Below are 14,209 nucleotides of genomic sequence, written 5' to 3' on the forward strand. Positions count from 1 at the left end.
CCTGAGAGGGATCGAAAAAGGGAGGCAGGTACGAATGAACGACAGAAAAAGCGGCAGCACCATAGGTCATGGAGGCAGGAGGCAGGGCGGTAAACTATATGACAGCACCAGTCAAGACAGCACCGGACAAGGCCGAATCGGACAGGGCCGAGTCAGTAAGCCTTATCGACCCGCGCAGCGCGCGGCTGCCGGCATTGCGGTCGCGGCTCTGCTTGCCGCAGCCGGATGCTCGGGGGGCAGCCCGGCTTCCGGGGGCAGTCCGGCCGCGGGGGAATCCAAAGAGCCCGCCAAGCTGACCGGGCTGACTTATTGGACCGGTATGGCAACGCAGGTGGCCGCCACCATGAAGAGCTACAATGAAATCGGCATGTACAAGGAGCTCGAGAAGAAGACCGGGGTGAAGGTGGACTTTCAGCATCCGCCGCAGGGGCAGGAGAAGGACCAGTTCAATCTGATGATCACGGGCGGCAAGCTGCCTGATGTCATCGAGCATTACTTCATCAACGACTATCCGGGAGGGCCGGAGAAGGCCATCAAGGACGGCAAGATTCTGAAGCTCAACGAGTATATCGATAAGTTCGCGCCGAACCTGAAGAAAGTGCTCGAGGCGAACCCGGAGATGAAGAAGCAGATCACGACCGACGAAGGCAGCATCTACGGCTTTCCCTTCCTGCGGGGCGACAAATCGCTTCTGGTGTACCAGGGACTGGCGGTCCGCAAAGACTGGCTCGACAAGCTTGGTCTCCAGGTCCCGACAACGGTCGATGAGCTCTACACGGTGCTCAAGGCATTCAAGGAGAGGGATCCGAACGGCAACGGCAAGGCGGACGAAATCCCTTACCTGATGAGAGCATTCACGCCGGCAACCGGCGAACTCAACTCATCGGCAGCGATCCTGGGGGCTTACGGAGTCTCCTACGGCTTCCAACAGGAGAACGGCACAGTGAAATACGGGCCGGTGGAGCCGGGCTACAAGGAATACCTCGCGCTGATGAACAAGTGGTATAAGGAAGGGCTGCTCGACAAGGATTTTGCGGCGACGGACAACAAGCTGCTCGATGCCAAGATTACGGGAAACCAGCTCGGCGTGACAGTCATGAACATGGGCGGCGGGATCGGCAAATACATGAATCTGATGAAGGGCAAGGATCCGAACTTCAAGCTGTCCGCCATTCCGTATCCGGTGCTGAATAAAGGGGATAAGCCGCTGTGGGGACAGAGTGATTTTATATTTAACGGCAAAACGGCTTCCATCTCCTCTTCGAACAAGAATGTGGAGGAAACGGTCAAATGGCTGGACTACGGGTACTCCAATGAAGGCCACATGCTGATGAACTTTGGTCTCGAGGGCGTCAGCTACAAGATGGAGAACGGGTATCCGAAGTATACGGATCTCGTCTTGAAGAACCCGAACGGACTGCCGGTGCAGCAGGCGATGGCCCAGTATGCCCGCTCCTCCTGGGACGGCATGTTCGTACAGGACAAACGCTATCTGGAGCAGTATGCCGAACTGCCGGAGCAGAAGGAGGCGTTGAAGGTATGGGCGGAGCCGACGAATGAGAGGCGGATGCCGCTGGTTACGCCGAACCGGGAGGAGAGCGGTAAGTATGCGTCGATCATGAGCGATATCAATACGTACCGCGATGAGATGTACAGCAAGTTCGTGATGGGCGTAGAACCGCTGGAGAACTTCGACAAGTACGTGCAGACGCTGAAGGGCATGGGGCTTCAGGAAGCAATCAAGATCCAGCAGGCGGCGCTCGAACGTTACAACAAGCGCTGATGCGGCCTGCTGGGACAGCGGGATAGGGCAGAGGCGATACTCACGCGGGAGGGGACCTGCAGCGGTCTTCTCCGAAGGCGTGCGGAAGGGGGAGAAATCATGGCGATGATGGAAGAGAAGCTGGCCGGCGCACCCAAGAGCCGAACCCAAGATGGATTCCTGCGGCGTATGGGCAGGGATCTGCGGCGCAACCGCGTCATCTATCTCATGGCACTGCCGGTGCTGCTCTATTATGCCGTATTCGAATACGGCCCGATGTACGGCCTGCAGATCGCCTTCAAGGACTACAGCCTCGGGGACGGCATTCTCGGCAGCCCTTGGGTGGGGTTCAAGCATTTTCAGGAATTCTTCGAATCGTTCTACTTCTGGAGGCTGATCCGCAATACGCTGCTGCTCAGTCTCTACGATCTCTGCTTCGGATTCCCCGCGGCAATCCTGCTGGCGCTGCTGCTCAACGAGCTGCGGGTCCAGTGGTTCAAGCGGGCGATTCAGACGGTCACGTATTTGCCGCATTTTATCTCGATCGTGGTCGTGGTGGGGATGATGGTTGATTTTCTGGCGCGCGACGGCGTCATTAACCAGCTCCTCATTCTGTTCGGCTTCGCCGAGACAGCCTATATGCGCGAGCCGGACTGGTTCCGCTTCCTCTATGTGGCATCGGGCATCTGGAAGGAAGTGGGCTGGGGATCCATCATCTATCTGGCGGCGCTGGCCGCGATCGATCCGACCTTGTACGAAGCGGCGAAGGTGGACGGGGCCGGACGCTGGAAGCAGGCGCTGCACATCACCATTCCGGGGATTATGCCGACGGTGATCATTCTCCTCATCCTCAAGATGGGGACGATGATGTCGGTGGGCAGCGAGAAGATTCTTCTGATGTACACGCCGCTGACCTTCGAGACCTCGGATGTCATCTCCACCTTCGTCTACCGCAAAGGGATTCTCGAGGCGAACTACAGCTACACGGCAGCCGTAGGCCTCTTCAATGCCGTCATTGCTTTCACGCTGCTCGTGGTCTCGAACGCTCTCTCGAAGCGGCTGACGGATACGAAGCTGTGGTAACCAGGCAAGAGAAAGGGAGGTGCCGATATGCTTAACCGCAGAACGACGGGGGAGAAGGTGTTCGACGGCACGAACGCGATGTTCATGGTGCTGCTCAGTCTCCTGACCTTGTATCCGTTCCTCTATGTGGCGTTCGCTTCGCTCAGCGACCCGGCAGAGCTCATGCAGCACCGGGGACTGCTCCTCATGCCGGACGGGTTCTCCCTGGACGCTTACAAGGCGGTGTTCGACAACCCGATGATTCCGGCAGGCTACCGCAATACCCTGTTCTATGTGGCGGCCGGTACGGCGATCAACCTGTTCATGACCTCGCTTGGCGCCTATGTGCTGTCCCGCAAGGGAGTGTATTTCCGCAACGCGCTGATGTTCCTGATCGTCCTCACGATGTTCTTCCAGGGCGGACTGATCCCGACCTATCTGCTCGTGAGCTCGCTCGGCATGATCGATACCCCGTGGGCGCTGCTGCTCCCGGGAGCGATCTCGACTTGGAACCTGATCATCATGCGGACTTCGTTCCAGGCGGTTCCCGTATCGCTGGAGGAATCGGCGAGAATCGACGGAGCGAACGACTGGACGATTCTCTTCCGGGTGATTATCCCGCTCTCACTCCCCGTCATGGCGGTGATGATCCTCTTCTACGGGGTCGGCCATTGGAACGCCTGGTTCGGGGCCATGATCTACCTGCGCGACAGGGAGTTGTACCCGCTGCAGCTCGTGCTGCGTGAGATTCTCATCACGAATTCGACCGACAACATGATGACGGGGGCTTCATCGCTGGACAAGATTCCGGTCGGCGAGACGATCAAGTATGCCACGATTATCGTTGCGACGGTGCCGATCCTGCTGCTGTACCCGTTTCTCCAGAAGTATTTTGTGAAGGGCGTCATGATCGGGGCTATCAAGGAATAACGCGTATGTACGAAGGCGGGGGAAAAGGGGGAAGGCGGGAGGAATTGCCAGGGGAGGCGCGAATAGGTTTAAGAAAGCGCTTGCGTGCCAGCGTGCGAAAGCGTCTCTGACCGGAGGTGCCCCGCTATGATCCCGAAGCTTATCCGTCTTCCGTCATCCGTATGGAACCGCAAAAGCCTCTTCCTGACGCTGCTCGCATCGTATCTGCTGATCTTCCTGCTGCCCGTAACCATCGGGCTGGTCTTGTATTCGAAGGTGGAAGGCATGATGATGGGGCAGGCCGAGCGGGCGAATACCGCGCTGCTCGACCAACTGCGCCAGACGCTGGACGTGAGGCTCCGGGAAGTGGAGCAGGTGTCCCAGCGGATCTCCCTGAACCCGAAGCTGCCGGGCTTGCTGAACAACGACGGGTCGGAGGCGCCGGAGGACGCTTACAGGCTGGTCGAGTTTATGAAAGAGCATTTGGGCCCGTACCGGGGAACGGGCACGCTGATCAGCGACGTCTTCCTGTACTTCGGGGCGTCGGATACGGTCATGACGACGACCTCACGTACCGATGCCCGTACCTTCTTCGAGCGGATCTACCCGATGGAGGGCATGTCGTACGACGATTGGAGGCGGCAGGTTCTCGGTTCCTACCATTACCGCTCCTACCTTCCCGCGAGGCAGGTCTTGTCCAGTGATGTAGGTCCGCGCCGGATGCTGACCTTCGTCCAATCGCTGCCTTTGGTGGAGACCACCGATATCAAGGGCTCTCTGGTGCTGCTGCTCGACGCGGCACCCGTCCGGGCGATGCTGGCCCAGGCAGCAGCCGGCGGCGGCAGCGTATTCATCCTGAATAACGACGGCGAGCTGGTGCTCTCCTCGGCGGAGGGCGAAGCTCCCCGGCAGGGCCTCCTCGGGCATCTCGGCGGTGATGCGGGCCGCTTCGAGCTGAAGGATGAGGACGGACGGGAGCAGATCGTCACATACACGCATTCGAAGCAGGCCGCTTGGCGATACGTGCTCGTCCTTCCGAAGGATCTCGTCCTGGAGAGCCTTCAGACGATGAAAGCCTGGTCGCTGTGCCTGCTGCTGCTGTGCCTGATCGGAGGCAGCCTGGCCGCTTACCGGATGGCTTACCGCAATTACTCTCCGATCCGCGACCTGGTCGGTGTCATCCAGAGCAGCGGCCGGTCCTCCGCCGGTGGATTCCGTCTGCTCGGGGAGGGCGAGCTCAGCGAGTACGATCTGATCCGCGAGACGATCGAGGTCAGCCGTGAAGAGGAGCGGCGGCTGCGGGATACGATCGCCGGCCAGACGCCGGTGCTCCGGGCGAATTTCCTGCAGCGCCTGCTGCGCGGAGAAGTGGACCCGGAGGCGCTGACGCCGGAATCGCTGCGGTTCATGCACATGACCTTCGTCTCGGATCGGTTCGCGGTTCTCTTCGTGCGGATCGGCGATATCCGGGGATTCGCCGGGGATGCGTCGGAGCGGCAGTGGGCGCTGGTGCGCTTCATCGTCTCCAATGTATGCCAGGATCTGCTGAGCGGGGCCCACCACGGTTATACGGTGGAGCTGGACCGGTCCACGCTGGCGGTGCTGTTCAATTTCCGCCGCCAGGAGGCGGAACCGAAGCAGGGGGAAGAGAAAGAAGCGGAGGAGAAGGAGGCACAAGATAGGGAGGCCCGAGATCGTGGGCTGCATGCACCGTACGAGAAGGATGGAGGTCTGGAGGAGAAGGGGGCGAGCGGGGAGCCGCCTCTGCCTCCCTGGCTTGTCCGGCGGCTGGAAGAGGAATTGTTGGAGGCGGCAGTCGCCCTGCAGCATGTCATGCGCAGCCGGTTCGAGATTCAGCTGACGCTCGGCGTAAGCTCCATTCACCAAGGGGCCGCCCGGATCCCGCAGTGTTTCCTGGAGGCGGCGCGGGCAGCCGATCACCGGATTGTCAGCGGAGCCGAGACGGTCCTCCGTTTTGCGGATCTGCAGGGGGAGGAGCATCACTATCATTATCCGATTGAGCTGGAAGTCCAGCTCATGGGCAGCGTGAAGAGCGGCGATGCGGAAGGCGTCCAGCGCCTGCTCCGGAGCATCTACGCAGTCCACTTCGAAGCCCGGCGGATTACGCCGGAGATGGGGCGCTGTCTTTTTTTTAACATGGTGAGCACGCTGCTCAAGATCATGAACGGCATGAACCTGACGGTTACAGAGGTGTTCCCGGGCGAGTTTGATCCTATCCAGAAGCTGACGCGCTGCACGACCGCCGAGGAGATGCACCGCGAGATCTCCGGGCTCTTCCTCTCGCTCTGCCGCTACATGAAATCACGCTCAAGCGACCACAGCCTGCTTCTGCTGCAGGCGATCCGTACCCATATCGAAGAGCGCTACGGGGACGGCAATCTCAGCCTGACATCGATCGCCGATACGTTCCATATTACCCCCCAATATTTGTCCGCCTTCTTCAAAAAACAACAGGGCGAGAATTTGACCGACTACGTGGCGAAAGTGCGCGTGGATCAGGCGAAGCGGCTGCTGCGCGACAAGCGGCTGACGGTGACCCAGATCGCGCAGCAGGTGGGCTATGCCGCCGATATCGGGCTGATCCGGGTATTCAAGAAGGTCACCGGGACGACGCCGGGCAAGTACCGCGAGACAGCGGAGCGGGAAGCGTAAGCCGGTGGAGCATAGGGAGAAGCAGGATAGATGGAGGGAGTATGGTAGGAAGCGCTGCGCTGGCATACGCAAGATCGTCCATACGCTCAAAATAATGCAAGCCGGACAAGCCGCCTGCGAGCAAGATCGTATCGTTGCCGTCCAACCGGAGCGAGGGGTATCATGGCTTCATATGTGCCGCAAAGACGAGAGCGCCGGCAGTGCAGTCCGGTGCTCCCTCATCTTCGACGGCAGCAGGAGGCAGAAAACGATGACTATGGAACAAACTCCCTTTATGCTTGGCAGGGTCGATATCCGGGCCGCAGGCCCCCGCTGCAAGATGCTGCTCGGCGACTTGGATGGAGACGGACGAATGGAGATGCTGCTCGTACAGCCGGATGACCGGCAGGATGTGCGCTACCTTCCGCATCAGGTGCAGTGCCTGACCGCCTTCGATCTGGACGGCCGGCAGCTGTGGCAGCTGGGGAAGCCGAGTGAGACGGCCGGCGGCCCGGGCTCCGACTATCCGGCACAGATCTACGATCTCGACGGCGACGGCCGGCTGGAAGTGATCTGCGTGATGGACGGGCGTCTTCTGGTGCTCGAGGGGGCTACCGGCCGGGTAAGGCGGACGGCGGAGCTGCCGGACCCTCATGCCCATGACTGTATCATCGTAGCGAATCTGACGGGGGGAAGCCGGGCGCGGGACCTCATTCTGAAAGACAGATACCACCGGTTGTGGGCGCTCGATTCCGAATTCCGTCTTCTGTGGAGCCATGAAGGCAATCTCGGCCACTATCCGTGGTGCCACGATCTCGACGGCGACGGAAGGGACGAGGTGATGGCCGGGTACGAGCTGCTGGATGCCAACGGGCAGGTGCGCTGGAGCTGCACGGATCTGGAGGACCATGCGGACTGCGTGTGGGTCGGAGACGTCAACGGCGACGGTCACAAGGAGCTGGTGATCGGCGGCAGCGTCACCGTTATGTATGACAGCGGCGGGCGGGAGCTGTGGCGCTATACGGGATCTATCGAGTCCCAGCACGTGGCGCTCGGCCGGTTCAGGGAAGATCTGCCTGGCCTTCAGGTGGCGGGTCTGGACCGGATGGTGCGGGAGGACACGGGCATAAGGCAGAAGGGCAAGGATGCGCTGTTCTTGCTCGATGCCGGCGGGCGGGAGTTATGGAAAGAGGACCGGACGACGGCCGGGAGTTATGGAAAGAGGACCGGACGACGGCCGGGTGGCTGACGATCATCGAGACGCTGCAGGGCTGGGACGATACCGGGCTCGATTATATTCTGGCCTACCGGCGGGGAGGCGGTGTCTATCCAAGCCTCTATGACGGACACATGCGGGTGGCTGCGGAGTTCCGCACAGAAGGGTACGCCGTGCATGGCGATCTGCTCGGCACGGGCCGGGCGCAGGTGATCATCTACGATGCGGAGTCGGCTTATGTCTACTCCAGCCGTCCGGATCCTTTGACCCCCGTTATTCCGGGATGTCCCCTGCGGCAGCCTAAGCGGCTGTCGCATTCTACCTTGTATCCCGGCGGCGAAATTCTTTAGCTGTTACCCAAGCTACCCGTGCGGAGGGACCGCCGCCACTTTCGGATTGGTAACGCCCTGGCGGGGTAATGATCAGTGAGCGCAACCTCATCACGAACCGGCTGAATCGACGCTCAAGGTGAGGATCCTAAGGGGCAGGACAACCCGTCGGAAAAGCATGGTTTGGTTCATCATCGGGTTCTTCCTGCCAGGGAAGGGGAGATGAGGCATGAGGTACGGGAACATGGAGCTGCACAATGTAGAGTCGGTGATACCGCTGGAGGGAGAAGGCATCCGCCTCTGCCGGGTCCCGGAACCGGTCCGCCGGGCCCTGCATTCCGATGCCCGCGACGCGGGGGTGTATCATACTTGCGGCTGCGAAATCCGGTTCGTGTTGGAGGGGGAGATGGCCCGCATCAAGCTCCGTCAAGGGAAAGGAAACCTTCACGATGAGGCCGGCCTGGCGTCAGATCAGATGCCAGGGGAAGCGCAGGACCGGGAGCCGGGTTGTGTGTCAGAACAGACGTGGAGTCAGGTGGAGGTCTATTTCGGTGCCTTCCAAGGTGCCGCCCCCTGGGTGACGGTACATCTATGCGAAGGGGAAGTAGAGGTCATCGTGCGCCCGCCGGGACATCTGGAGATGCTGCAGAGGCTGGCCGCCACAGGGAGCCTGGCGTTTGATCCGGCGGTTGTCCGGATCCTTCTTCCGCATAGGGGGATGTGGGAGATCATCTCGGTCGAAGGTGAGCTTCACCCGCCGGAGCCAGGCCAGCTTCCCCGGCAGCGCTGGCTGGCCTACGGTTCCTCCGCGGCCCATGGGAGCGGCTACCCTCGGCCCACAGGCACTTATCCTATGCGGACGGCACAGCGGCTCGGCATGGATCTCCTTCACCTCGGCTTTACTGGAAGCGCTCACATGGAGGACGCGATGGCATTGTATATCGCATCCCGGAGCGATTGGCATATGGCCTCGGTGGAGCTGGGCAGCGGCGTCCTCGAGGCGTGGGAAGAGGATAGGCTCGAGCGGCAGGTGAACCGTTTTTTGACCCTGCTCACGATCGGCCTGCGGGACCGGCGGTTGATCTGTACCGACCTCTTCCAGTGCCGATACGATCTGCAGGGAGAGGGGAAGGCGGCACGGCTGCGCTGCATGGTCCGGTCAGCCGTGGAGAGCCTGGGCCACCCCGGCGTGGTCTATGTTCCCGGGACGGAGTTGCTTGGAGACCCGTCGCTGCTGAGCGCCGATCTCCTGCTGCCTTCGGCGTATGGGCACGAGGTCATCAGTGCCCGGCTGTGTGAGATTGCGCTCCGTTAGAATGCTCGGCAGTATCATTTTGCGCTCCGTTATGCTTCGCATAAAGGTCGCTATCAAAATGATACAGCCTCGCTGGCAGGGGGAGGGCAAGAGCAAGAGCAAGGGTAAGAGCAAGAGCAAGGGCAAGAGCAAGGGCAAGAGCAAGAGCAAGGGCAAGAGCAAGGGCAAGGGCCAGAGGCAAGGTCGACGCTCGACAGTATCATTTTGCGCTCCGTTATGCTTTGCATAAAGGTCGCTATCAAAATGATACAGCCTCGCTGGCAGGGCGAGGGCAAGAGCGGGCTCCCTGACATCCTGCCCGCGATCCGAAACAAGGCCCTCCCCTGCCGCAGGGAGTGGCCTGCGAATGGACAACACAAAGCCGTCCGGGCTTCAGCCACGGACGGCTTTGTGTGTTGGGGAAAGCCGCAGGTTACTCGGCTTTCTTCTTTTGGCCGTCCGCAGGGTGCTTGCGGTCGACCATTTTCTCGATCCAAGGCGTGATCTCTTCCTTGATCTTGGCCACGAGCTGCTCCTTTGAGATGCCCTTGGCGGCCGCGATCTCGGTGAGCGACTTGCCGGCCCCCAGCTGCGCTTTCAGCTCGTCTTCGGTGATGCCGAGGATGCCCGCGAGTTTTTCCGGCGCCGGCAGCATCGCGTGCTTGCCGCCGTGGTGCTTAGCGTGCTTCTCCTCGCCGGTGAACTTGCGGTTGATCATAAGGCCGAGGTGCTCGCCCATCTGCTTCTTGATCTTCTCGGCTTTCTCGCCGGTCAGCCGGCCGGCGGCTACCGCCGCGTCGATCTGCTTCGTGCGTTCGGCCTGCAGCTTCGCGACGAGATCCGTTTCGGAGAGGCCTTTGTCGGCGGCGATCTGGACAAGGGTCTTATCCTTCAGCGCAGCCTTCAGCTCCTTCTTGTCCATCCCGAGCACTGCTGCCGCTTCTTCGAAGATCGGCATGCCGTGGATATCGTGCTTGCCGCCCCGGTCTTTGCGTTCCGCCCGGGTTACCGCATCGGCGGTGCCGGAAGGTGGAGCGGCGACGGCCGCATCCGCGGGATCGGCCGCGCGGACCAGCTGGGTGCCGCCGAGCACGGCTCCGCCCCCCAGCAGGAGGGCCAGTGCAAGAGAGGTGGCTAGCGCCTTTTTCGTGTACGAGTTGTTCACTTGGGTCACCTTCCTTATGGCGTGGCTTGATCTGTGTGCCATTACTAGGATACACAGGAGGGGTAAACCTTATCTTAAGGGAACCTTAGGCTTACCTAAATTTTTACTTAAAACGCTATAGAACGGGCGTCTTCTTCCGCCGTCAATCCGGCGCCGCGGCTGGCCAGCTGATACAGGGGCATCAGCGTGCGGAACGTGTCGCGGGCAAGCCCGAGGAACGCATCGCCATCCTGCAGCACCGGGCTGCCGGCAGAGATATTGCGGCCGATAAGCAGCTCGGCCTTCTTGACGTCGCGGAACCGTTCGACGGCCCGGCGCACGCCTTCTTCGCCCAGATCGCCGAAGGCGTCGGCGTCTTTCTTCATATGGTCGGCCGAGAGCATGTACTCTGCCGGGACCGCCGACAGCACGGTATCCAACTCGTTCAAGTAGGTGCGGGCAATATTCACTTTGTTCGGGAGCTCGTAGATGAGCGCCAGCCAGAGGAATACCCTGTCGTCGAAGAGGCCGATCTGAAAGTGGGGAAGCTGCTTGTAGCCGCGCTTCGAGCTCGAGAAGCTCATCCACGTATCGACGGGCGCGTTGACTTTGCGTCTGGCGTGCCTCGCGATATGTAAGTGCAGCTCTTCGCCGGCCTGAACGGACAGCTCCTGGAGCAGCGCTTCGCTGATCGCCCGGAATTTCGGCTGGATCCGGCTCTGGATCGCTTCCATGCGGCCTTCCAAGCCTTCGATGGAGAAGGTATCAAAATCATGCGGGGTAAAACCGGTAAACGTCATGAGAGGCAGACTCCGTTTCTGGTAAATTCATAGCTGTATGTGTTACTTCGGACCGGTGAGTCCGTGCAGCAGCGAGGCTGCCGCCGATCCACTTAAGAATGATTCTAATCTGGAACCTCTCTACTATAGCATAACTGGAGCCCCTATGCATCTGTCCAGCCGCCGGGATTCTCTCAAAAAAACACAAGAGAGCAATAAGCCGCCCCCTATTGTGTAAACGCTATCTCCGGCACCATACAAGCATAGCCATTCCATCCCAGAAGCACAAAGGAGGACGCCCTGTGGCGGCCAAACGGCAGGCGGCTCCCCCGGTTACATTGCCTGTCAAGCGCAGCGCGCGCGAGAGCAGGCTCCGTCTGATGTGGAAGTACAAAGCGCTTTACCTCATCTCGCTGCCCGGCATCCTGTATTTTCTGGTTTTCAAGTGTGTTCCACTGCCGGGCTCGGTGATCGCCTTTCAGGAACACAACATTTCCCAAGGTTTTACAGTCTGCAAATGGACCGCACTCGGGCACTTCCGGCGCATGTTCGCCCACGGCGATTGCCTGAATATCCTAAACAATACGCTGCTCATCGGATTGTATGGCCCGTCTGGAGAACCGTCTGCAGCACCCGCTTGTAGGACACAAGCCGCAGCTAGTTGAGCAGCAGGGCCAGGATAATCGGCGCCAGGAAGGCCAGCACGAGATCATATCTGCACACCCGCAAGCAGGGCAGGATAGAGGCCTTTCGCGTCACGGCTTGCCGTGCAGCGGAGGCCTCCTTCGGTTTGGTTAGAGTTGTTCATGAACTCAGCTCGCTGCTGCACCCCGGAGTCCTACAGGGCTTCGTCTTTCAGGAGTAGAATTTACCTGGGGTGCCAGCTGCCGCGGGGGCAGGATTATGCCGAGCTTTGCCGAATAGGATACACCAGTACATAAGGCGGCCGCGCAGCCGATCCGACCATTCGTTCACCGCATCCGCGGTCGTTCGTTATAAAGAACAACAAAAAGCCCACATTCCGGTCCGCAAAAGCCGATATCCTACTTATGCGGTTCTTTATGGCAATCATTTTGCTCCACAGGCACATCATCATATCTTCTCAGGAAAGGAAATAACGGTTTATGAAACGTACTATGAAACGGACCTTGCGAATGACCGCCGCCGTGCTCGCGGTGTCTTCCGCTTTCACGGCCGGCGTCTATGCCGAGGATGTTCTCCAGAAGGTGGAGGCGTACCTCCGGCCGGACTTCCGGATCGTACTCGACGGCAAGGCGGTAGAACTCAGCCAGCCGACGCTGGTATACCAGGATAAGAGTTATCTGCCGCTGGCGGAGCTCGGGGGACTGCTCGGCGCCAATATTTATTGGCAGGGGGATACCCGCACGATCTATATCAATTCCCGGATCAACGAGGAACAGCCAGTGGAGGAGGGGGATCCGGAATACCAGGCGATGATCTGGGACAATCCTACCGCCCTCAAACTCAAGTATCTGGGTGGCGAATATCCGATGCTGCAGACGTACGACAAGAACAATTATATGGCGGGCCTGTATTACCGGGAGAAGGACGTTAAGCGGATGGGGATCGACACTTCGGGTCTCAAGAAAGCCAAGGAGCGTTATTCGGAGGAAGTGTACATTCTGCAGAGCGAGCTGGCGCAGCGCTGGCGTCAGGAGCCGGAGCAGGTCTACGTTCAGCGCACCTCGGCCGGTACCGAGTATGTCGTCACTGACGAGATGCACACCGAGAAGCTGAAGATTCTGCGGGAACATGTCAAAGCGACGCTGACGATGGAATATGGCGAGAACGTCTATTACAAGAAACCCGTCATTCTGGACAAGCTGCAAGGCAAGGAAGACGAATATGCGTACTATTACTTCGAGACGGTCCGTCTGAAGGGCGGCCAAGTCGTCAACCGCTATATGCGCGAAGTGCTCAAGCTGACCAAGAATCCGCAGACGACCGACAGCACCTACACGGTGAATATTACACAGACGACGGATTTGAACTCCGAGGCGGACAAGCGGGAGAGCCCTTAACGGGCTTCGTCCCCGCCATCCTCCCTCCAATAAAGGATAGCGATCTGCGTCCGGTCGCGCAGTCTCATTTTGCTCAATATTTCGGTAATGTAATTCTTTACCGTCCCTTCGCTCAGGAACAATTCCTGGGCGATTTCTTTGTTCGAGCGGCCGTCCGCGATACGTTGGACCACTTGGGTCTCCATAGGTGTCAGACCGAACGGCTCGAGCCGCTTGAGGGGATTTCGGGCCGGAGGGGCCCCGGCTGCCGCGGCAGTGTCTTGAGGCGGGGATTGAGGTTGAATCCAGCCCGCGAGCTTGCGCGCGATATCGGGGTGGATGAGCCAGTTGCCCTCGTACACCGTCTTGATGCCCTGGATGATGCGGTCCGGCGGAATGTTCTTGAGCAGATAGCCGCTGGCGCCGCTGCGGAGCGCTTCGACGATATATTCGTCATCATCGAAGGTCGTGAGAATCAGGATACGGGCGGACGGGACGGCCGCTTTGATGAGGCGGGTGCCCTCCACGCCAGAGCAGACGGGCATCCGGATATCCATCAGCACGACATCGGCGAATGAGCCTCCTTCGAAGAAGGCGTGGGCTTCGAGGCCGTTGCCGCAGGTCCCGGCTACCTGGATCCCGGGATCCAGCCCCAAGATCAGGCTGAGGCTTTCCCGGATGAAGGGATCGTCGTCGACAATCAGTACGCTAATCATGCTATGAGTGCCTCCTGTTCGCCTAAGGGCGGGGTCCTGGCCCGAATGTTCGGGTGCAGGTGTCCACAGGGTATCATGCGGTTGTGCAGGTGTCAAAGCCGATTTTATACAAGAAAACTTCTGCGGAGGGAACGTGGCGGCGCTACTTTCCCCCGTATACGCGGTAAAGGCCGTCCCCTTGAGGGGAACGGCCTTCGTCGCCGTACGCCCAGCATGGGCGTCATCTCTAGGGTGAAAGTCCCGAACGGGGGCTGGCGAACGCCTACCGTTAGCCAAGAGCAAGGGTGTCCACCGTGAGGTGGAATCTGAAGGAAGCTGGAGGCAA

12 protein-coding genes are annotated in these 14,209 nt (G+C 59.8%); 9 read left to right on the forward strand and 3 right to left on the reverse strand.

Annotated elements, in window-relative coordinates:
* The first annotated feature begins 34 nt into the window (after positions 1 to 34).
* The 7 genes from O9H32_RS05520 to O9H32_RS05545 all read left to right on the forward strand — a co-directional run bounded on the left by O9H32_RS05520 (position 35) and on the right by O9H32_RS05545 (position 9,245).
* Positions 35 to 1,783: an extracellular solute-binding protein gene (locus O9H32_RS05520; RefSeq protein ID WP_269864870.1), complete on the forward strand. Its 1,749-nt coding sequence runs from the start codon at positions 35 to 37 to the stop codon at positions 1,781 to 1,783.
* Between the two features lie 99 nt (positions 1,784 to 1,882).
* Positions 1,883 to 2,845: an ABC transporter permease gene (locus tag O9H32_RS05525; protein WP_269864871.1), complete on the forward strand. Its 963-nt coding sequence runs from the start codon at positions 1,883 to 1,885 to the stop codon at positions 2,843 to 2,845.
* Between the two features lie 27 nt (positions 2,846 to 2,872).
* The gene (locus tag O9H32_RS05530; protein WP_269864872.1) at positions 2,873 to 3,754 is read left to right on the forward strand and encodes a carbohydrate ABC transporter permease; all 882 of its coding nucleotides are present in this window, start codon (positions 2,873 to 2,875) and stop codon (positions 3,752 to 3,754) included.
* Between the two features lie 126 nt (positions 3,755 to 3,880).
* On the forward strand, positions 3,881 to 6,406 hold the full coding sequence (locus O9H32_RS05535; protein WP_269864873.1) for a helix-turn-helix domain-containing protein: 2,526 nt from the start codon (positions 3,881 to 3,883) through the stop codon (positions 6,404 to 6,406).
* A 250-nt stretch (positions 6,407 to 6,656) separates the two neighbouring features.
* Positions 6,657 to 7,634, forward strand: a complete 978-nt coding sequence (locus O9H32_RS05540; protein ID WP_455072779.1) for a rhamnogalacturonan lyase family protein — start codon at positions 6,657 to 6,659, stop codon at positions 7,632 to 7,634.
* A complete protein-coding gene (locus O9H32_RS32985) occupies positions 7,568 to 7,951 on the forward strand; it encodes a hypothetical protein (protein WP_455072780.1) in 384 nt (127 codons plus the stop codon). The genes O9H32_RS05540 and O9H32_RS32985 overlap by 67 nt, the downstream gene beginning before the upstream one ends.
* 223 nt (positions 7,952 to 8,174) lie before the next feature.
* Complete coding sequence (locus tag O9H32_RS05545) at positions 8,175 to 9,245, forward strand: SGNH/GDSL hydrolase family protein (protein WP_269864874.1); 1,071 nt, start codon at positions 8,175 to 8,177, stop codon at positions 9,243 to 9,245.
* A gap of 412 nt (positions 9,246 to 9,657) precedes the next feature.
* Here the strand turns inward: O9H32_RS05545 and O9H32_RS05550 are convergent, their stop codons facing one another.
* Together O9H32_RS05550 and O9H32_RS05555 are read right to left on the reverse strand one after the other, a co-directional pair.
* A complete protein-coding gene (locus tag O9H32_RS05550; RefSeq protein WP_269864875.1) occupies positions 9,658 to 10,389 on the reverse strand; it encodes a hypothetical protein in 732 nt (243 codons plus the stop codon).
* Positions 10,390 to 10,496: 107 nt separating this feature from the next.
* A complete protein-coding gene (locus tag O9H32_RS05555) occupies positions 10,497 to 11,168 on the reverse strand; it encodes a DUF1054 domain-containing protein (RefSeq protein WP_269864876.1) in 672 nt (223 codons plus the stop codon).
* Positions 11,169 to 11,449: 281 nt separating this feature from the next.
* Here O9H32_RS05555 and O9H32_RS05560 point away from each other — a divergent pair, with 281 nt between their 5' ends.
* Together O9H32_RS05560 and O9H32_RS05565 are read left to right on the forward strand one after the other, a co-directional pair.
* Positions 11,450 to 11,812 carry a hypothetical protein gene (locus tag O9H32_RS05560; protein WP_319946923.1) on the forward strand — a complete coding sequence of 121 codons (363 nt, stop codon included), beginning with the start codon at positions 11,450 to 11,452 and terminating at the stop codon, positions 11,810 to 11,812.
* A gap of 459 nt (positions 11,813 to 12,271) precedes the next feature.
* Positions 12,272 to 13,189 (forward strand): stalk domain-containing protein, encoded by a 918-nt coding sequence (locus O9H32_RS05565; RefSeq protein ID WP_269864877.1) that lies wholly within the window; start codon positions 12,272 to 12,274, stop codon positions 13,187 to 13,189.
* On the opposite strand, the gene O9H32_RS05570 is transcribed toward O9H32_RS05565, so the two are convergent.
* Positions 13,186 to 13,884, reverse strand: a complete 699-nt coding sequence (locus O9H32_RS05570; protein ID WP_269864878.1) for a response regulator transcription factor — start codon at positions 13,882 to 13,884, stop codon at positions 13,186 to 13,188. The two genes, O9H32_RS05565 and O9H32_RS05570, sit on opposite strands and share 4 nt — an antisense overlap.
* Between the last annotated feature and the right edge of the window lie 325 nt (positions 13,885 to 14,209).

This window comes from Paenibacillus caseinilyticus (genome assembly GCF_027533645.1).
GTDB classification, from domain to species: domain Bacteria; phylum Bacillota; class Bacilli; order Paenibacillales; family NBRC-103111; genus Paenibacillus_G; species Paenibacillus_G caseinilyticus.

Bases quoted from the DNA above. Each gene is read 5' to 3' on its own strand.
- O9H32_RS05520 (WP_269864870.1), top strand. From the start codon at position 35: ATGAACGACAGAAAAAGCGGCAGCACCATAGGTCATGGAGGCAGGAGG.
- O9H32_RS05525 (WP_269864871.1), top strand. From the start codon at position 1,883: ATGGCGATGATGGAAGAGAAGCTGGCCGGCGCACCCAAGAGCCGAACC.
- O9H32_RS05530 (WP_269864872.1), top strand. From the start codon at position 2,873: ATGCTTAACCGCAGAACGACGGGGGAGAAGGTGTTCGACGGCACGAAC.
- O9H32_RS05535 (WP_269864873.1), top strand. From the start codon at position 3,881: ATGATCCCGAAGCTTATCCGTCTTCCGTCATCCGTATGGAACCGCAAA.
- O9H32_RS05540 (WP_455072779.1), top strand. From the start codon at position 6,657: ATGACTATGGAACAAACTCCCTTTATGCTTGGCAGGGTCGATATCCGG.
- O9H32_RS32985 (WP_455072780.1), top strand. From the start codon at position 7,568: ATGGAAAGAGGACCGGACGACGGCCGGGAGTTATGGAAAGAGGACCGG.
- O9H32_RS05545 (WP_269864874.1), top strand. From the start codon at position 8,175: ATGGAGCTGCACAATGTAGAGTCGGTGATACCGCTGGAGGGAGAAGGC.
- O9H32_RS05555 (WP_269864876.1), bottom strand. From the start codon at position 11,168: ATGACGTTTACCGGTTTTACCCCGCATGATTTTGATACCTTCTCCATC.
- O9H32_RS05565 (WP_269864877.1), top strand. From the start codon at position 12,272: ATGAAACGTACTATGAAACGGACCTTGCGAATGACCGCCGCCGTGCTC.
- O9H32_RS05570 (WP_269864878.1), bottom strand. From the start codon at position 13,884: ATGATTAGCGTACTGATTGTCGACGACGATCCCTTCATCCGGGAAAGC.